This window comes from Arthrobacter woluwensis (assembly GCF_900105345.1).
Classification (GTDB): Bacteria; Actinomycetota; Actinomycetes; order Actinomycetales; family Micrococcaceae; genus Arthrobacter_E; species Arthrobacter_E woluwensis.
The window spans coordinates 2,546,037-2,564,929 of the sequence record NZ_FNSN01000003.1 but is presented as its reverse complement, the minus strand read 5'-3'; the positions used below and the strand labels follow the sequence as shown (position 1 = coordinate 2,564,929).

14 protein-coding genes are annotated in these 18,893 nt (G+C 63.5%); 5 read left to right on the top strand and 9 right to left on the bottom strand.

All coding sequences use genetic code 11. The features are described 5' to 3' along the window. Positions 1-85: 85 nt before the first annotated feature. Together BLV63_RS12335 and BLV63_RS12330 are read right to left on the bottom strand one after the other, a co-directional pair. A complete protein-coding gene (locus tag BLV63_RS12335) occupies positions 86-3,226 on the bottom strand; it encodes a hypothetical protein (protein ID WP_066215663.1) in 3,141 nt (1,046 codons plus the stop codon). A gap of 2 nt (positions 3,227-3,228) precedes the next feature. Then, positions 3,229-3,819 (bottom strand): recombinase family protein, encoded by a 591-nt coding sequence (locus tag BLV63_RS12330; protein WP_066215662.1) that lies wholly within the window; start codon positions 3,817-3,819, stop codon positions 3,229-3,231. A gap of 193 nt (positions 3,820-4,012) precedes the next feature. Between BLV63_RS12330 and BLV63_RS12325 the strand changes: the two genes are divergently transcribed. Then, positions 4,013-4,729, top strand: a complete 717-nt coding sequence (locus BLV63_RS12325) for an AbiV family abortive infection protein (RefSeq protein WP_066215660.1) — start codon at positions 4,013-4,015, stop codon at positions 4,727-4,729. 107 nt (positions 4,730-4,836) lie between these two features. On the opposite strand, the gene BLV63_RS18795 is transcribed toward BLV63_RS12325, so the two are convergent. From BLV63_RS18795 to BLV63_RS12305, 4 genes are read right to left on the bottom strand one after another with little or no spacing between them, the layout of a single operon-like run. Continuing rightward, the gene (locus BLV63_RS18795) at positions 4,837-5,385 is read right to left on the bottom strand and encodes a DUF2510 domain-containing protein (RefSeq protein ID WP_066215658.1); all 549 of its coding nucleotides are present in this window, start codon (positions 5,383-5,385) and stop codon (positions 4,837-4,839) included. A 41-nt stretch (positions 5,386-5,426) separates the two neighbouring features. Continuing rightward, a complete protein-coding gene (locus BLV63_RS12315) occupies positions 5,427-6,626 on the bottom strand; it encodes a DUF3644 domain-containing protein (protein ID WP_254780554.1) in 1,200 nt (399 codons plus the stop codon). Continuing rightward, a complete protein-coding gene (locus BLV63_RS12310) occupies positions 6,619-6,900 on the bottom strand; it encodes a hypothetical protein (RefSeq protein ID WP_139244688.1) in 282 nt (93 codons plus the stop codon). Before BLV63_RS12310 ends, BLV63_RS12315 begins: the two co-directional genes overlap by 8 nt. After that, entirely contained in the window at positions 6,897-7,661 is a 765-nt protein-coding gene (locus BLV63_RS12305; RefSeq protein WP_066215650.1) for a hypothetical protein, read from the bottom strand. Before BLV63_RS12305 ends, BLV63_RS12310 begins: the two co-directional genes overlap by 4 nt. 422 nt (positions 7,662-8,083) lie before the next feature. Between BLV63_RS12305 and BLV63_RS12300 the strand changes: the two genes are divergently transcribed. Next, positions 8,084-9,151 (top strand): CHAT domain-containing protein, encoded by a 1,068-nt coding sequence (locus BLV63_RS12300; RefSeq protein WP_066215648.1) that lies wholly within the window; start codon positions 8,084-8,086, stop codon positions 9,149-9,151. Between the two features lie 710 nt (positions 9,152-9,861). On the opposite strand, the gene BLV63_RS12295 is transcribed toward BLV63_RS12300, so the two are convergent. The 3 genes from BLV63_RS12295 to BLV63_RS12275 form a co-directional block, all read right to left on the bottom strand. Next, positions 9,862-10,821 carry a hypothetical protein gene (locus BLV63_RS12295; protein WP_074784276.1) on the bottom strand — a complete coding sequence of 320 codons (960 nt, stop codon included), beginning with the start codon at positions 10,819-10,821 and terminating at the stop codon, positions 9,862-9,864. Further along, positions 10,818-11,726, bottom strand: a complete 909-nt coding sequence (locus BLV63_RS12290) for a DNA-methyltransferase (RefSeq protein ID WP_066215646.1) — start codon at positions 11,724-11,726, stop codon at positions 10,818-10,820. The genes BLV63_RS12295 and BLV63_RS12290 overlap by 4 nt, the downstream gene beginning before the upstream one ends. Positions 11,727-14,283: 2,557 nt before the next feature. Then, positions 14,284-14,736, bottom strand: coding sequence for an Lrp/AsnC family transcriptional regulator (locus tag BLV63_RS12275; protein ID WP_254780553.1), 453 nt, complete (start codon positions 14,734-14,736; stop codon positions 14,284-14,286). 138 nt (positions 14,737-14,874) lie between these two features. Here BLV63_RS12275 and pdhA point away from each other — a divergent pair, with 138 nt between their 5' ends. Genes pdhA through BLV63_RS12260 form a run of 3 tightly spaced genes read left to right on the top strand, consistent with a single transcriptional unit; the run spans position 14,875 to position 18,759 of the window. Continuing rightward, the gene (gene pdhA / locus BLV63_RS12270) at positions 14,875-16,221 is read left to right on the top strand and encodes a pyruvate dehydrogenase (acetyl-transferring) E1 component subunit alpha (protein ID WP_082724232.1); all 1,347 of its coding nucleotides are present in this window, start codon (positions 14,875-14,877) and stop codon (positions 16,219-16,221) included. Position 16,222: 1 nt separating this feature from the next. Continuing rightward, positions 16,223-17,317 (top strand): alpha-ketoacid dehydrogenase subunit beta, encoded by a 1,095-nt coding sequence (locus tag BLV63_RS12265; protein WP_066215640.1) that lies wholly within the window; start codon positions 16,223-16,225, stop codon positions 17,315-17,317. Then, positions 17,317-18,759 (top strand): dihydrolipoamide acetyltransferase family protein, encoded by a 1,443-nt coding sequence (locus BLV63_RS12260; protein WP_066215638.1) that lies wholly within the window; start codon positions 17,317-17,319, stop codon positions 18,757-18,759. Before BLV63_RS12265 ends, BLV63_RS12260 begins: the two co-directional genes overlap by 1 nt. Positions 18,760-18,893: the final 134 nt, after the last annotated feature.

Below are 18,893 nucleotides of genomic sequence, written 5' to 3'. Positions count from 1 at the left end.
CCTCCAATCTCGTTGTGTGGCGCTTAGCGTAGCACTGTCATACACGCGCGACTAGTGCTTTCTCGTTGCACCACTTCCGACTCGGCTATTCAGCGTGGGGTTCCTGTGTCGTACTCTTGCCTTCAAGCGGCCGTCGACGTTCCTCCTGCTGCGCCTCCGCAACGAACTTGACGAGCAGGTCCGAGTCGTTCGAGAGCGCTTCGAGAATCTCAAGCGGGGCGTCCGGATTGAGCGCCACAACGAGTGCGAGCTCGGCGCTGCGTCCGGCGAGATCGGCCAACAAGTCCACGGTCGTCCCTTGATTGAAGGCGACTAGCAGGAGCGTGTCGGCGTCGTCTTGTCCCGCCAGCGACCTCAGCACTTCGGGCGGCGTGTTCGGGTGCGCGGCGACGGCTCGTCGGACTTTCGCGCTGCGCCGCTCGCCTCCGAGGAATGCCAGGATGTCCGGCGTCGCGTGCTCGCTGTACGCGGCTCGGATGCGCACTTCCGCCCTTGGGTTCGCGGCCATCTCCTGCAGCTCCGCGGTCATCGGGACCGTGGGCCGCACTGCGATGCTCACGTCTCTCGACAGCGAGGGTTCGTCGTCGGCGTCTTCCTCGGCGTCAGGGGTCCGGTAGGCCGCGATGCGGACGTCCAGGTCGTCATCGAGGAGGAGGGCGTTCAGCAGGTCCTGGGAAAGGCGGTCGTTGCGCGCGACGGCCCGGCGGACGCTTGCGTCTTCGTCTCGGCTCATCCCTTCCAGAGCGCTCTGCGGGATGTGAGGGTTCTCCGAGACCGCGATCCTCACCTCCGCGTCCCTGCTCTTGCCGAGGCGTTCCATCGTGCCGATGCCCGTTCTCGGGTGCCCCGCAACGTAGTGCCTGAGATCAGGATCGCGGACCCTGCTCTTCGACAGGCGGTCGAGCGCGTCTTCCACCAGTCCATCAGGCACGGCCAGCTCTGGCCTTCCGGACAAGTCGACGAGGACGGCGTGCAGATCGTGGTCCTCCGACGTCGCCAGGAGCGCCTCCGCGATGGGGGCGGCGAGCTCCGTCGGTGACTGGGGGTTCGTCATGACGCCCAGCCGGACATCGGTCGAACTGTCCTGCGCCAGCCGAGACAGGACGTGCTGCGGCGTGGAAGGGTTGCCAGCCACCGCGGCACGCAGGTGGGTCCGCTTGTCCGTCGACAGGGCTTCGAGCACCGCCGCAGGCGTCCGGGCGGATTCGGCGAACAGAACGCGCGCGGCCTCGGCCCGCGTGCTTGCCATCTTGTTCGTCAGCGATTCCAGTGGCTCCGGGCCGAGCGCGGGATTCCCTGCCAGCGCGAGCAGCACCTCGGGCGACTTCTCGGCGACCAGGCCCGCCAACGCCTCGCTGGGAGTCGCTGGGTGGCGGGCGATCAGCTGCGCGACCCGGTCGCTGGACTCGGTCGGCGTGCGCCAGCGCTCGTGCGGCTCGAGGCCGTCCGTGATGAACTTGATCCGGGCCGTGCGGGAGCCGCCGAGCTCTGCGAGCACCTCTTCCGCAAGCAGCGGGTCCGGGTCTGTCATGGACCGTTCGAGGGCGTCCCAGCGGATGCCCGGATCGGCGTCAGCGAAGAGCTCGCGGCGGACTGCGGTGTGCGCGATGGGCCGCATCCTCGCCGCGATCCGCCGTATGTACGCCGGCCGCTGGTCCGACATCAGGTCCACGAGTACCTCGACGGGCAGGCCCTGCGACGCGCCTGCGGGCAGGCGGAGCGATCGGCCCGTTCTCCATGCCCAGACGCGGCCGGATTCCGGAAGGATGCTGTCAAGCGCTTGATCGCCATCACCGCGCAGCATCGCCCACAGGGTGGAGCTGAGAGCGACGCCAGGTGTGCCATCTGGATCGCGGTCCTGGTTAATCTCAACGCCGCGAACGTAGAGCTCGGATGGCGGCTGAACACCCGACAGAACCATCTCGTCCGGCCCATGTCCGGACAGGACAGCATCATTCGTGTGCCTCGTGAGCTCCGGCTGCTGGTGTGCCGGCATGGTGCCCATTGACCGATTCGCAGCGGCCGCACGTCGCACAGTCGCGCTGCTGTCCTCGGCGAGGCGATGCAGCACGTCGCCTGGCGCTGCCGTGTTCATGGCGACGCCTTCGCGCACGCGGGCGTAGCGGTCGTCCGCGAGCCGCCTCACGACGTCTGTCGGGGCCGAGGCGTTCCGTCCGACGCGGAACCGCAGATCGGTGTCGTCGCTCTGCGCCAGGGCCATGAGCATCGAGTGCGGGGTGTGCCGGTTGTCGGCGAGAAGCTGCAGCTTGCGGCGCTCCGACACGGGCACGTGCACGGCGATCTGGTTGCGCATTGTCGCCCCGACGAAGCCTTCGCGCAGCTTCGGCAGGAGCGTCTCCGGATCCCCGCCGAGCAGCTGCTCGAGCGTCCACGTCTTCAAAGATTGTTGCCGCGGCAGCCAGACACCGACTTCACGGATGCCGAGGGCATCCTCGAGGTCGAGCATGACGTAACCCAGCAACTGGCGGAGGAAGTCGCGGAGCTTGGCGACGCTCAGCTCACCGTAGGCCTTGCAATCGATGAGCGCGTCCCCGATCATCCAGTCGCCGTCGGCACCGCCCAGGAGCTTCGCGCCGCTGAAGCCCGGGTTGGGCTCGAACCGCGCTCCTGCCGCAATGCGCTCGCGCCAGGCGTCGATCTGCAGGCGGCTCGCTCTCATGAGGGCTTCGACGTCATCGAGCGCCGCCTCGGAGATCGCCTGCGCCAGGCCCAGTCCTCCCTCCGCCTCGTCGCAGGCCGCACCCAGAGTTCCAGACAGCGCGTCGGGGCCGCCCCTGTAGACCTGCTCGCAGTAGGCGAAAAGGATCGAGGCCCTCGTCAGGTCGGACGCATCGCCGGGCTTGCCCAGCAGTTCGTCGCCGACCCGGAACGCTTCGCTGAGAACCCGTGCGCGGTGCTCGCCGTTGTCGACCAGTGCCGCCAGGCCTGACAGTGCTTCTATGCCTGCGGCGGACGTCGATCCGGCTGGGGCGAACCCGCCGAGCTCGATCCGTGCCCGGATGTCGAACGCCGTTCCTGACAGAGGCTTGTCCACGGCGTCGCCGGCTGGCACGAGCAACGCCTTCCCCGCGAGATCGACGAGGCCGAGAGCAGCGGCCGCCTGACGTGCGGTGCTGCTGTTCCCACGCGTCGCCGCTAGAATCGGCGAGACCCCGTCGAGGTACGCGCGGACGGGTGACCCCGGATTGCGCAATTCGTTCGTCAAGCTCATGCTTTGGCCCCCTTGTCGCTGTCGTCTTGTAGAGCAGCGTCCGCCAGGACGCCCGACACCGTGCCCACTGACACGCCAACCGCAGAGGCGATCACCCGGATCGACTCGCCCTTCTCGCGCCGAGCCAGGATCACCGCTCGCTTGTCGTCGTCGACCACCCGAGGTCGGCCCCCGACCTTGCCGCGGGCGCGTGCCGCGTCCAGCCCGTGCTTGGTCTTGCGCACGATGTCGCGCCGGCGGTCCTCGGCCAGCGCGAGCGCCAGATCAAGAATTAGGCTCCGCTCGGTGTGCTCGCCCTGCGCGATGCCATCGAGTACCTTCACGGCGATGCCGCGCTCGAAGAGGTCGGTGAGAACGATCAGCCCCTCGAGGAGGCTGCGTCCCAGCCGGTTCACCTCGTGCACGGCGAGCATGTCGCCCTCGCGCATGTAGTCCAGCGCCGCTGCCAGACCGGGGCGATCCTCGACCTTGAGCTTCCCGCTGACCTTCTCCTCGAAGACCTTCACGCAGATGGGGTCGAGGGCGTCGTGCTGCCTCGCCGTCTCCTGGCCCTTCGTGCTCACTCGCACCAGTCCAACCAGCCCCATGGTCGTTGCTCCGTTCAATAAACGTGTTCAGTTGTTTCTTTCGACGGTACCTGTTATTGAACGGGTTGTTGAACGCCGACGCGCCGATTCCGGCTTCGAGTTCATGTCCTGATCAACTGTTCAAAAGACGACCGATTTCTGAACGACAAAGGCGCGCCGCTTCGTTGTCGTGGGTCGACCGCATACTTGTGGCATGGAACTGACCCCTGCCGTCGCGCGAGACTTCTGGAAGTCGCTGATGGATAACGCGACGAACCTCGTCACAGACGCGAACCTGCTGCTAGAGCACGGCTCGATCGGCAGGGCGCGCTCCCTGACGGTGCTCGCCCAGGAAGAGCTAGGCAAGGCGCTGTGGCTGTACGAGACGTTCGAGTCCGCATGGAACAGCGGCAGCGCGGAACCGAAGATCGTCGAGCGCCTCGCCTCCGATGGGCGCAGGCACGCGGTCAAGTACATGGCCGCGTTCGTCTTCGGCCAGGAGCTTGAGGCGTTCTGGGGCGACTACGGGTCGCTCTACGAGGACGCCCCCGTCGACGGCTCGCAGGCCGACTGGGATGCCTGGTTCGCCGCGCGCGACGCCGAGGCGAAAGCAGCAGGGAAGGCCGCCAACGAGGAGAAGATGCTCGGCTTCTACGTCGACCTCGACACCGACGGGAAGATCCTCAGCCCGACCGACATCGACGCCGGAACGATCGCGGACGACCTGCAGACCGCCGCGCGGGTGGTGGAGATGCTGTTGATCAAGGACCACAGCCGGATGAAGCTCGACTCCGATACCCCCTATGACAGCACGCACGCGCAGCAGTACAAATTGCTCAGCATCAGCCACCCAGAGGACTGGGAGGGCGCGCCGGAGGTGTTCAGGAGCGGTGCGTGCTTCCAGGCCGGCGAGGAGCCTCCGGTGGACTGAGGCCGCGAAAAGGTTGACATTAGTAGACGGCGACGGCTTCTAGTTCGACGAGCACCCGGCGTCGGTGCAGGCGATGCTCTGAGCAACGACCCTGCGAGTACACCGCATTACTGGACGTGCTGAGTCCAGCTGCGGCCGTCCCACCATCGGATGCGACCCTGGCTGTCGTGGTACCAGCCTGCGGGGACAGCGGGGGCAACCGCTGCAGCCTGCATTGCCGTCGGCTGGAAGTGATCGGTCCAGGTGCCGCCGTCCCACCACCTCAATAGTTCCGGGCGTCCGTCCTGGTACCAGCCAGCAGGAGGCAGCGAGCGGGGCGCGGGAGGTGCCGGCGCTGCCGACAGCATGGTCGTCGACTGTGGCAGCTCGGATGAAGCTTCGTCCCCACTTTCGTCTTCGGCTTCGGCGTCGGAGCTCTTCTTGCCGAAGATCTTCAACGTGCCGATGACTAGGGCTGCACCACCTGCGATGACAACGGCGTCTTTGAGGGTGAATGGCGTGCTTTCGCTTCCGCCGTAATCCTCGGCATCGGATGTTCTTGTGTAGCTGTCGCAGTCGCAGTCGTACTCGCGGCACTGGTACTCGTGCCAGCACCAGTGGTCGCAGTCGCATTCACAGCTGTACGAGTACTCATGCTCGCAGTCGTCATCCCACACGTCTTGACGGTATCCAGTGTCCTCCAAGGCCTCGCGAGATGTCAGCGTTGGTCAGCAGTCTGAGGTGCTACCGGTACATGTTTGAGTTGCGGCTCCATGCCGGTGAAATCGATAAATCCCTCTCGAGTCGAGCATTTCTTGATGAGGTGGTTCACATAGGCTCGCGTGTACCGATACGACTTCGTCGGTTCGTCGTACTCGCAGAAGTCGGAGTTCGTTCTTGCAGGATTCGGATCCCCGCTCGGGGGACGGACCTTCTTGCGCTTCCATGCAGCACTGAAGTGGTTGACGTTGAAGATGTACGGGAGTCCATTTTCGACCGCAGCTGCAGCGGGCTTGGGCAGGAGCCGCCCGAGGCCGGAGACGAGTAGCTTCCGGTCCTTGGTGATCACCTGTCCGCGCCGCCCGAGCTCAGCAGCGAACTCGCGTTCTTCGTCGGTCATATCTTCGTAGCGCGTGAACTGCATCGCGATTGCGTCTTTGTCTTTCGGTGCGAGCTCGACCATCGCTCGGAGACGGAACTCGTAGCGCGGGTCGCCTGTCACCTGTTCGTCGAGTCCTGCCTCGTAGTCCGTGACGAAGCTCTGGAGATCAGTGGGAAGCGTCTTGCGGAAGCGTCGAAGCGCCTGCTCGCCCTGGGGCGTGAACGTACCAACGAAGATCGGCAGGCGAAGCCGCAGAGCCAGTGACTGGTTCTCGCCGAACTGGTCGGTCAGTTCCGACTCATAGTTGACGAGCAGGGCGTGGGCATGGCCCGCGAGATTCAGCATTAGCGCCTCGTCTGCATGGGCGTGGCGATGTTCCAGACGATTCCGCAGCTTGATGAACAGCGAGATGTTCGCGCGCACCGGGTCCGTGTCTGCAGGCCAGCGTTCCTTCACGGATCGCTCGAGCTCCCACCGCTTGGGTTCCCCGTCGATCTTCACCAAGCGGTTCTTGAGCTTTGGATCCCAGTAACGGAAGTCCACGTCGTCGCGGATGAACTGGGCGTGAAGCAAGTAGAGCCACGCAAGGTGCATGTGGATGACGAAGCCCTCGAACGCGCGGGCCTCTGCGGAATCGTTGTATAGGCGTACCGCCAGGCATGCCTCTTCAACGCTCGCATCGAGCGTTGTTTGCCATCGTGGAGGTCGCGCCATAGCAGGAGCATATCGGCCGCTCGCAAACGAGCAGTATTCGGGAGTAATCCAGGTGCTGAAAACAATTGGCAACAATACCCAGTTGGCGTCCAGGTCAGTCAATGAAGTACTGAATCTGATCGTCGTACGCGAAGTCCAAGGTCTGTGGTGTTGAGGAGATCACCACGCCGGAAATGACAATCGGATCGCTCCGCCGGTACGTGCTGAAGAGAGCGCCTGTGCTGCTGAGGAAAGCAAGGAATTGGCGGCGGTGTGCAGGGCCGTTGATCGAGAGGCGTACCTGACGATCTGTTCCGGTCTCACGAAGGCGGGCGCATGACGTACCGCGCTGATCGTGATACTCCTCGATGTAGCAGGTCACCTTCGCGGTACTCATCCCGAATACCCGATCACGTTGCAGCGAACGATCTCGACGACATCAGCCGGCACGTCAGCAACTGCCAACCGATGCACCGTGCCGAGGCGCGGGTTGAACAGTCCGATGTGGGTCAACGAGTCGAACTCCAACAGGCCGGACTCCTTGCCCATGAGAAAGTACATCAGCACCTGCAGCGTGTGATCCTTGTTTGGCTTCGATGCCGAGACCTTGAAATCCCACAAGGTGTCCTCGGTCAAGAAGTCACCGTCTCCGCTGGTCACAAGCTCCGTGTACCCGCCGCGATCGCCCTCAGCGTGCTTTTCTGGATCTGCGAAGATGAAGCCGTCGCATGTGATCGGCCCGTGCTTCTTGAGGAACAAGCGGGCGCGCTCGACTATTGTGAGAATGTGCGAGGTCGTGACAGCATCCGGATCAAGCTGAGTGCTCTGCGGGTGGTAGAACTGCACGCCGACGCGCAGCCCGACGTCATAGGTCGCCAGTTGACACGCGACGCGCACGGCCGTCTCGTCCACGACGAACGACACTGCACCATGATCGTCCTGGACGCTGCCCAGCTCCCACAGCGCAGACCTCGCGTCAGCCGCGGCCGAGGAGTGCTCGGTGTGCTCGCTGATGCGCATCGCGCCCGCGATCGAGACCCCGAAGACGTCGACCAGTGCTGTGACGATGGACCGTTCATCCGGAGCTCGCCTCAGTTGAGCGAGCCGGGTCAAGTAGTCGACCGCGCTGCCAACGGAACCGCCGGGGAGGTTCTCCACCTAATGGTCGACCGCCCCGAGCCCGTCGTCGAGATGCGCCAGCTTCAAAAGCTTTAGAGGAAGCAGCCCGCCGCGAGGTTGGCCTACCTCGTTGTTGTACTTGGCGATGCGTCGTGTGACGGAAGTCATCATTACCCCACTATTTAGTTGTTGTTCAGTTGTGCGTCGTTACCTTTGTCCTCGGTGTAAGTCGATGCCCTAGGCTGTTTCGGGCCGCCACGCTTGTAGTGATGGTATGCGTGGCTCACCTCAGAGAGGCTGCCTAAGTTCTGACCTCTGACGAAGCGCCAAGAATGGACGGGGCTGATCAATACCTCACAAGTCCTGATTCCGATAGGCGCTCGCCGCCAGCCGGAGAATGTCGGTGGCTCGATCTAGCGTTGTAGGCGACACGAGAGCAAACGAAGCAGGAGCACGTCAGGATGAGCGCAAGTCAGTACCGTGGACAGTTGGACCGCAAGCGCAAGCAACGGATCGAAGCGGACAAAAAGGCGGGCGAGTACCGGTCGAAGGAGTCCTCGAAACGTGCTGATGCCGCTAGAGCAAGGCAGGCTGCCGCAAAGACCACGAGCAGTTCCACCCTCAGTAGCAAGTTGCGAGAAGCCGAGCGACGAGAGAAGGAAGCTGAGGCTGCAGGCAAGGAGGCAAGCCGCTGGCAGACCCGTGCGGCAGGCTACGCCAAAGAGGAAGCCGCGCTACAGACCAAGCTCTCCCGTGCCGAACAATCGGAGGCCGATGCCGCCGAGCGACATCGCAAGAACGAGCAGCAGCGGGCCGACCGTCGCGCGGCGGCTGAACGGGCTGAGCTTGAATCGAGGATCAGTGGTGCCGAAGTAGCCGTCAACACTGCGCTGCGTCACCTTCCAATGCCTAAACCCGAGAAGCTCCGAGTGCTCATGCTGGGTGCCTCCGCTGAGGGCGACCTCCGCGTGGGGCGCGAACAGAAGCGCATCCGCGCTGCCGTTGAGTCCGCGCTACATCGGGACCAAATCGAACTCGACGTCCGGCCTGCAGCAACCACGGCTGACTTGCTGGACGGCATTACGAAGTTCCGTCCTCACGTGGTCCACTTCTCGGGCCACAGTAACGATGACCTGATTGTCTTCGAGGACGAAGTAGACGAACTTCATGAGGGAGTGGTCGTGACAGCGCGAGCGTTCGCTCGAGCGATCAGCGCAACCGACGATCCTCCGCTCCTCGTCCTTCTAAACTCCTGCCGCTCCGCAGCCCAGATCGACGAACTAGTGGCACAAGTCGTACCATTCGCTATCGGGATGGCGGACAGCATTGAGGACGCCGATGCGATCAACTACGCCGCACAGTTCTATGCGGCAGTCGCAAACGGGCAGTCCATCAACTCGTCCCATCTGTCAGGTCAAGCCACTCTTAAACTTGCAGGCCTGGAGAGCGCCGACTTGCCGACGCTTGCCTGGGCACCCGACGTCGATCCATCAACCACGATCCTCGTCAAACCCGGGATCAAAGGCTGACTTCAGGTACACTCACGTGGACGCAGCTCCCAAGGTATATTCCACAGGCGCGCTCACGCTCCAAGCATCTCGTCTTGGGGCTGTTCGGCACTCTTCTTGCCACCGAAAGTGTGCACGCAAGGTCCGGGATTTCGACAGATTCAGCGGGAATCGGCGGGAACGGCCGATGCCCCTCGAGTCCTACTCCCATATGGGATCTACGGGTACTGAGAGCTCCCGAGAGAGATCCTGCCCATGGCTCAAGGGGTCGCAGGTTCAAATCCTGTCAGCCCGACAGAATGCCTCGATCGGAGTTAATTTCCAGTCGGGGCTTTTGTTGTTTCTAAAGCGCTGTACAACACTCGGACAACATGGCGAACGCTGGGCAACTTGAACGACATGGTCAGGGTCTCCCGCCCGACGCTTCGCTCCGGTTGTCCTTGAGGAGGGAGCGGTTTCCAGGTACCCGCCAGACACGCGACGCGACCTGCGCGAGAAGCAGCCCGATGGATCACTCGTGATCCCTGATGACCTGGTGCCCCGCAGGCTGACAGGACATGTGACGAGCTATCGACCGAAGAGCGGGACAGTGATCGGGAGTAGGTGCGTAAGTGCCTGCCGGTCGTCTCGATATTCTCGGCTAACCCAATTATAAAAGTGCAGATGCCCTCCGGTTCTAGAACCGGAGGGCATCTGTTGCGTCTGCTAGTTGCAGCTTCGTGTCCCTGCCATCAGAAAGCAGTTGCGTCCAAAACGGTCTCTCCCGACACCTCTGCGTCTACGTGAGGTGCAGATCTTACGAACTGCGGTAAGTCATCGACGTAGAACCGATCGATCTTGCTGATGTGCGCTGACAGAAGTGGGTCAGTCGCCATCTGCGGCAGGAGATCGCAGTAATACACACCATCGAGTGGGTTCAGCTTGACCGTATAGCCCTTGAAGTGACCGGGGAGAAACGTATTACTTGTGCGGTAATTTGGCTCCTTGCCTCCGCGCTGAACGTCGTTCAGGAAAATCGCAAAGTGAGGCGTCGGGACGCCCGTGAGTCGGTTGTACAAGAACTTGTCAATAAAAACCTTGTCGATCCGGTCTTTACTTGAAGTTTTCACCGAGCCAATCGCCTTCAAATCGCCTTTAACCTCGATCATCAGGTCGTGCTGATAATTCATTCCGAAAAGCTCTTCTCCGCCCTCGTCGGTAACGGGGATCCTTAAGACGCCTGACCTACACTCGATCCCGCAGGCCTCGATCGTTAATCCAATGAATCGCTCAAAAAGGTCACCGTTCACCTTGCGGGCCGTGTTAGATCGTGCTGCTGGCAGCGCATCAAGCGATGCGCCGATCGACTGCTGGCACGTGTAAATAACCCGGTTCAGCGCATCACGTTCCTCGGCTGACGCGCTGGTCCCGTCCATCACGCGGTCGAGAACTCCGTAGAACAGGTCAACGGCGGCCTCGAAGTCATCAGGTCCATAGAGCAGTTCAGTGTTGACCGGGCGGGTCAGTTGGAAATCCGCGTCACTCTTGAATTGAAAGAAGCGGTACTTGGGGTTGTTCCGGGCGACCAGCTCTGCCTGAAATCCCGACTGCGCGCGGTACTCCAGAAAACGCTTACTGAAATCCACGTAGTGCGCGATCGACAAGAACCTGGTCTTGTCAGTTGCCCATTCGCGCAGTGCTTCGGTGCTCATCGGATCGACTCCCTTCGTTGGGAGATAGTCCGGTCATAGTCAAACCACTCACGCTCAGTGCGAACTGGAATGCTCCGCAATCGCCCCGCGGCCCAGTTGTTGTACTCGGCGCTGAGATCGCACGTCAAGAACTTACGGCCGAGTTGAGCCGCGACAACTGCAGTTGTCCCCGAACCTGAGAATGGATCGAGAACGACGTCGCCGACAGCGCTTCCCGCAAAGATGAACTTGCGTACAAGCTCTTCTGGCTTCTGCGTTGGGTGCGGAGTCTTTTCGTTCATACCGTTGCAGGTTGTCGGCACCTCAATGACGTCCTTTGGCTTCGCCCCCATCGGATGCGGAGTCCAGTCGGCGCGCTTTTCCTGTCCCTTTCCAAAGGCTGAGCTGTCAGCTTGAGGATGTCCGGGGTAGCGCAGCGTGTGCGCCCCGTACGGGATCCGCACGTAGTCGATCTCAACAAGCCTCTGACTCTTCGACTTGCGAAAATGCAAGATCGACTCGTGCGAACGGCCCCAGTCGTTTCCGAGATTTGCCTTGTTCTTGTAGTGCCAGACCAGCCACCGGCATGCAGCAAAGTGTTTTGAAGCGGGGTGCTTTAGATCAGCCAAAATCTCTGAGAACCCACAGATATACAGGCTCCCCTTCGGCGTCAAGACTCGGCTTGCTTCAACAATCCACTGCATACTCCATGCGATGTAGGCCTCTTGTGACTCAAAGGTGTCCCAGTCAGCCTTCTTGATGTTGTAAGGCGGGTCCGCGAAGATCATGTTGATAGAGCCGGTCTCGAGCGACTTCAACCATGCAATCGAATCTCCTTGGAAGATCGTGCCTTCTGGGGCGATTACTTGAGGCTGAAATTCGCCCGCACCGAGGACCTCAAAATCCTCGTCGCCGCTCCGGTCCACGACTCTTCGTCCTGTGGCTTCCTCTTCGTCAAAGAGGGTGTTTAGTTTCTCACTTGTCCGGGTCAATCGTCCCTCTTCCTAGTGCGTCCGTTGGCCAGGTCGACCGTCTCGCCAGCCGCCAGCTATCCACTCCCAAGCTTACCTTCGGACACCGACATCACCTCGGAGCAGCGATCACCACGGGCATGCCAGCAGATCCACGATCGAGGTGATCTCCGTGCGCCTCCTACTAGTCCCGGCGACACGTAGTCCCCATCTGTCAGAGGTCGATGTGCACGCTGAGGGCAGACCCCGACGAGAGGAGGCAGGCGTGAGGGTTTGCTGAACCCTTTGGTGACAATGGTTAGTCAGGCAGCAATAGCGCGGGCAAGTCTCCTCGTGGCCTCGAACTCGGCGGGGTCAACTTCCCCAACCGGGCGTGCCTGCGCCGGAGGTGAGAACTCCGCTCGATCCATGTCGCGATCGCGGTCCGCAGTTCCTCCCACGTCGGCCGTAGCGCCTATGCAGGACGTTTTCTTGCAGCAGTGACAAAAAACTCACCATCGTCGCGCCTTCACGTGCTGTGCCAGCTCTGCCCATCGACCCGGCGATGCTTGTAGAGTGCCGCTTCCCGAGAACGAAATTGGCTGTATCTACTGCTGTGAACCACGTAGCTGGCGGTATCTCTGCGCAACGCGGCGGTCTTGTCTATCGCGTTCACGACGAGCCGGGCCTTCATCCACGAGTCGGTTGAGTAGCCGACGATCTAGTTCGTGAACACGTTCTTGATCGCGCAGAAGTAGAGCTTGTCACCGCGCGTCGGGTGCTCGGTGGTGTCGGTCAACTACAGCAGGTTCGGAACATCAGCGATGAACCCGCGTTGCACAAGGTCGTAATGCGCCTGCGGCCCCGCCTTCTTTCTCTCGCCGGGGGGCTTGCTTCTTCCTGAGTGTCGACCACCAGCCGTTCTCGGAGGTGATTTTCCACGCGGTCCGCTTGGACATGTCTTCGTCTGCATCGTCTGCGTCGCGTGCTTCGCCGACAAGGAACCGGTACCCCAGCTCGGCATCGTCACGGCGCGCGTCGAAGAGGGCATTCACGCGAAAGGCCTGGGGCAGGTCCGTGTCTGTAATCGGCTGGCGAACCCGCGGGGAATAGGGCTAACGAGAGAGGCACAGCACCCGACTCGTCACCTCGATGGAAATCCCGTCGGTGGCATTTGCGGTGTCTGAGCGGTCTTAGGCCATGTTTCCGCAAGACGTTTCGCGTGTCTGGGAGCTTCTTGGACTACCGCTGGGGACTGAACCCTACCTGCCCTAGGGAAAAGATCAGTGCGTCTAAGCGAGCATGCACGCCCGTAACCTTCGGTGCGGCCAGCGGTGCCGCAGTTGCCCGGGCAAACGCTCTGTGAATTTTCGAACGCGAACCGTTGTGGATCGAGAAACGTCGCTTGTGCTTCAGATCGAACTCCATCGGAATCATCTCGCTCTTCGTCATCTGCAAGCACAACCCGATCAGTCACTCGAACTGCGCGAAAGCATCAATATCCCATCTCACCTGACGCTGATACATTGCGTAGGGCGACCGAACAGGACCAGCTCAGCCATCAGCGTCTTATCCTTGAATTGGGCAAGAGCTGAGATCTCGTTGTCCATGGCGTTCGCGTCGCTATTTCGTATCAGGTCTGTGTAAGGAGCCATCTCCGCCCCAATCTCATCGATAAGAAGCCCGTGCTGGTCATCGTATCGATCGTTCGGTCCTCGAGTGGAGCCGCTGACGAAATACCGATCGATACGCTAATACAACGATTCCTTGGCAAATGCGGCCTTCCCAGTCTCGGTGTCACCGAACAACCAGATGCACTCAATGGACCGTCCGTCCGCCAGTATCCGAGCGCGCGACTGAGCAGCTTCACAGAGCAAACGAGCCGTCACCATGTCATCGATCTGGCGTATTTGCCGTCCGAGCTGCGAACTCGCGATCTGGGTCACAATCTCGACCCGGGGTCATCGACCCCTCGTGCAGGGTATCCAAAAAATGTCGGAAGTTTCGCCGTGACCTTCGTTCTATGCGCTCCGACCTCGAACGAGGCGAGTTCCGAAACGTAGTCAAAGTTCGCGACTACGCCGGCCGGATCCTATTAGTACCTCGACAGAGCATTGCCGCTTCCATCAGCGGCGACGTTGCGATTGAGCTCGAGGTGAATCTGACGAATGCTTCCCGCGATCGCGGGGTCAAATCGGTTCCGGCGGCGAAAAGTGCTTAGGTACCTTGGCGCCCGAGACGAAAATGAAGGTTAGGCCGCTGTTGTTCAAAACTTCTTCTTTACGTTGTTCCACTCTGAAATATTTGGCTGAGGTTGGCGTATTCGACGCGGCTGGGCATCACTTAATCGCCTGATGTTGGGCTGGATGAAGATTACCTCCTGCGCAACATGGAAACTGAGCGCGAGGAGTCGGATTTCACGATTTTTTGGATGGCGTGCCTCCGAGATTTCAAGAGAGTTCAGGATTTTTGATAGTGCACGTAGTTGACATAACTCGGCCTGGACGCAAGTCAAATGTTGGGCGTGCGCTCATCACCGCACCTCAACATCCTCAAACACCAAAAACGTCTGCGTATCCAGCACCTCCGGCATGTTCTGCAGCTGGTCGAATACCACGCGCCTCAGATCCGCGTTATCAACGGCTCGCACCAGCAGGATCACGTCGAAGTCGCCGCCCACCAGTGCCACGTGGTGGACTTCGGGGATGCCGCTGAGCTTCGCTCGTAGCTCCCGCCACGAGTGCTGGCGGACCTTGAGGGTCACGTAGGCGCTCGAGCGGAGGCCGGCCTTGAGCGGGTCGATTTTGGTGGTGAAGCCCGTGATGATGCCCTGGTCCTGCAGTTTCGCGATGCGGTTGTAGGCGTGCGCCCGGGAGACGTGCACCTTCTCCGCGATCGTCGTCACCGATTGGCGGGCATCCTCTGTGAGCAGCGCGAGAATGGCGCGGTCCACTTCGTCCACGGGACCTCCTGTGATCCAGCTCATATTCGACATTCCGTCTACAAGATACTCACTTTCGAAACCACATTTCCAGGATTCCGCCGATTCGTGGATACGAAACGATCCTCCGGACCATACTGATCCCAACACATCGCTGTCAGGACCATGCTGCAAGGAGGCATCATGACCATTTCCGTCAGCCCGCCCGGAGGCGGCCGGTCCGCCGAGGACACAGGCACCGCAGAGGGCGCGCCGGTTGCCGGCGCGGCTGCGCCCCAGGCCTCGACACAGGACGCGCCACAAATCACCTCGGCACAGGCCACCTCACCGCAAACCACCAGCCTCCAAGAAGCTGTCCAGAACTTCGGCATCAGCATCGAGGACTACCTCCTGCCCGTCCACGGCCAGATCCAGATCCTCGCCGAGGACGGGACGATGCTCCCCGAAGACCGCCGCGGTTCCAGCCCCGGCCACCAGTACCCCGTTCCGCCGGACGAGGAACTCCTCGAGGCGTACCGCAGGCTCGTCGTCGGGCGCAGGGTCAACGACCAGAACTCGGCGCTCGTCCGCCAGGGCCGTCTGGCCGTCTACCCGTCGAGTCACGGCCAGGAGGCCTGCCAGGTCGCGGCAGCGTTGTGTCTGCAAAAAAGTGACTGGATGTTCCCCACCTACCGCGACGCCGTCGCGGTCATGACGCGCGGCGTCGACCCGGTGGAGGTCATGACGATCTTCCGCGGCGACTGGCACGGCGGCTACGACCCGCACGCCCACCACGTGGGCATCCAGAGCACCCCGCTCACCACGCAGCTGTTGCACGCGGTCGGCGTCGCGCACGCGGCGAAGCTCCGTGGCGAGGACACCGTGGTCCTCGCGATGTGCGGGGACGGCGCCACGAGCGAGGGGGACTTCCACGAGGCCCTCAACTTCGCCGCCGTCTTCCGTCTGCCGGTCGTCTTCTTCGTGCAGAACAACCAGTACGCCATCTCGGTGCCGCTCGCGCACCAGACCGCGGCGCCGTCCCTCGCGCACAAGGCCGTGGGCTACGGCATGGCGGGGGAGCGGGTCGACGGCAACGACCTGGTCGCGCTCCTCGCCGTCCTCGACCGCGCCGTCACCCTGGCGCGCTCCGGTTCCGGCCCGCTCCTGGTCGAAGCGAACACCTATCGCATGCAGGCCCACACCAACGCCGACGATGCCACCCGTTACCGCAACCAGGCCGAGGTCGAGGCGTGGGCGGCGAAGGACCCGCTCAACCGCATGCGTCACTATCTCCGCGCCGCCGGGCAGCTCACCGACGACGTCGAGGCCGCCTTTGCGAACGACGCCGAGCAGGTGGCGCAGCGGCTCCGCGAGGGGCTGAGTGCGGAGCCCGACATCGACCCGCAGGACTTGTTCCGCTACGTCTTCACCGAGCCCACCCCGCAGCTGCGCGAACAGGCCGCCTTCCTGGCCGACGAGCTTGCCCGCGACGCCGAGGGCGCCGACAGCACGGCCAGCACAGACACCGCCGACACCCGAAAGGAGCGCTGAGATGAGCACCGTCGCAGAAGCGGCAGCGGCCCGGGCGGCCGCGACCGCCGGGCCGTCTGTTGAGGGACACAGCCCCGTGACCTTCGCCAAGGCCCTCACCACCGCCATGGCGGACGCGATGCGCGCCGATCCCGGCGTCGTCGTGTTCGGAGAGGACGTGGCCACGCTGGGCGGCGTCTTCCGCATCACCGACGGGCTCCAGAAGGAGTTCGGCGAGCAGCGTTGCTTCGACACACCGCTGGCGGAATCCGGGATCGTCGGCATGGCGCTCGGCATGGCCATGAACGGCCTCCGCCCGGTGATCGAGATGCAGTTCGACGCCTTCGCGTACCCGGCGTTCGAGCAGATCGCGAGCCACGTCGCCAAGATGCACAACCGCACGCGCGGGCGCATCACCCTGCCGCTCGTCATCCGGGTGCCGTACGCGGGCGGCATCGGCGGCGTCGAGCACCATTGCGACTCCTCCGAGGCGTACTATGCCCACACGCCGGGGCTCAAGGTCTTCACGCCGTCGAGCGTCGCGGACGCGTACCTCCTCCTGCGCGAGGCCATCGCGAGCGAGGACCCCGTGGTTTTCATGGAGCCCAAGAAGCTGTACTGGTCCAAGGAATCGGTGGACCTGGACGCGTTGCGAGAGGCGTTCGAAGGCGCTGCATCCGAGGGCGCCGGAGCCTCGACCGGCGTTCGCGAAGAGGGCCGGGCCGCCGTCGTGCGTCCCGGAACCGACGCGACGATCATCGCCTACGGCCCCGCCGTCCCGCCCGCGCTCGCCGCGGCCGAAGCGGCGGCCGCCGAGGGACGGAGCGTGGAGGTCGTCGACGTGCGGACCATCGTCCCCTTCGACGACGAGACCATCAGCGCCTCGGTCCGCAAGACCGGGCGGGTCGTGGTGGTCGCGGAGGCTCAGGGCTTCGCGTCCGTCGCCTCGGAGATCACCGCGCGCGTCCAGGAACGCTGCTTTCACTCGCTCGCCGCGCCGATCCGCCGCGTCACCGGCTTCGACATCCCGTACCCGGCGCCCAAATTCGAGCACTGGTACCTGCCCGGCGTCGACCGCATCCTCGACGCCCTCGACGACCTGCAGTGGGAGGACTGATGAGCCGCGAGTTTCTGCTGCCCGATCTGGGGGAGGGCCTGACCGAGGCGGAGCTGGTCCGCTGGCTGGTCGCCGTCGGGGACAGCGTCACGATCGACCAGCCCGTGGCCGAGGTCGAGACTGCGAAGGCCGTGGTGGAGGTGCCGTCACCGTTCGCGGGGACGGTCGCCGTGCTGCACGGCGCGGAGGGCGAGACACTCGACGTCGGCAAGCCGCTCATCAGCATCGACGAGGGCGGCGCGTCGGCCGCGCCGGTTCTGGAGACGGCCTCCGACTATCGCACCGAGGAGCGTGCCGGCTCCGGCAACGTCCTCATCGGCTACGGCACCTCGGGATCGACCGACGGCGGCCGGTCCCGCAGGCGCAAAACCGCGGCTCCCGCGGGGCTCGCCTCAGCCGGGGAGACGCCGCGGATCTCGCCGGCTCCGGCGCAGCGGGACTCCGTGGACGGCGCCGAAGCCGTCCGCGTCGTGTCCCCGCTGGTCCGCAAGCTGGCCCGGGACCTCGGCGTCGCATTGCACGCCCTCGACGGTTCCGGCCCCGACGGGCTGATCCTGCGGCGGGACGTCGAGCAGGCGTCGGCCGGTTCGCCCGCGGCCAGTGCCGCGGCCACAGCCGGTGCTAACGCCGTTGGCCCCGCCACCGCCACGGCAGGCTACGCCGCTGGCCAGGATGCCCCCAAGGGCGCCGGCGCCGACGAGCCGACCGACCACTCAACCGACCCCTCGACCGGCCTGCCGATCGCGGCCCGCACCCCGCTCCGGGGGATGCGGCGCACGATCGCTCAGGCGATGGTGCGGAGCCGCACCGAGATCCCCGAGGCGACGGTCTGGGTGGACGTCGACGCGACCGACCTCGTGGAGCTCCGCGCCGGACTCAAGCGGCGCGACCCGGAGAACGCGCCGAGCCTCCTGGCGTTCATCGCGCGGTTCGTGCTGGCCGGGCTGGCGAAGTATCCCAAGCTGAACACCCGGATCGAGACAGCGGAGGACGGCGGCCAGGAGATCGTCTCCTTCGACGGCGTGAACCTCGGGTTCGCGGCCCAGACCGACCGCGGACTCGTGGTGCCCAGCATCCGCGCCGCCCACCGCTTGAGCGCCCGCGGCCTGGACGGTGAGCTGAAGCGGCTGACCGGCGTCGCGCGTGATGGGAAGGCGAGCCCCGCCGACCTCTCCGGCAGCACGTTCACCCTCAACAACTACGGGGTGTTCGGCGTGGACGGCAGCGCGGCGATCATCAACCATCCCGAGGCGGCGATCCTCGGCGTCGGGCGGATCATCGACCGGCCGTGGGTGGTCGACGGGGCGCTCGCGGTGCGAAAGGTCGCGGAGCTCTCGCTCGTGTTCGACCACCGGGTGTGCGACGGCGGGACGGCCGGCGGCTTCCTCCGGTACGTCGCTGACGCGATAGAGAGCCCGGGCACGGTCCTGGCGGACCTGTAAAGACACGGCGGCGCGTTGCGTGCTCAGTTGTTGCGGGTCTGGACGGCGAAGACCCGCGACAACTGAGCACGCAAGGGGGAAACGGGCCCGCCGTAGCAGTCGGAAACACAAGCAGGCGTGACTCCGCGCGCCCG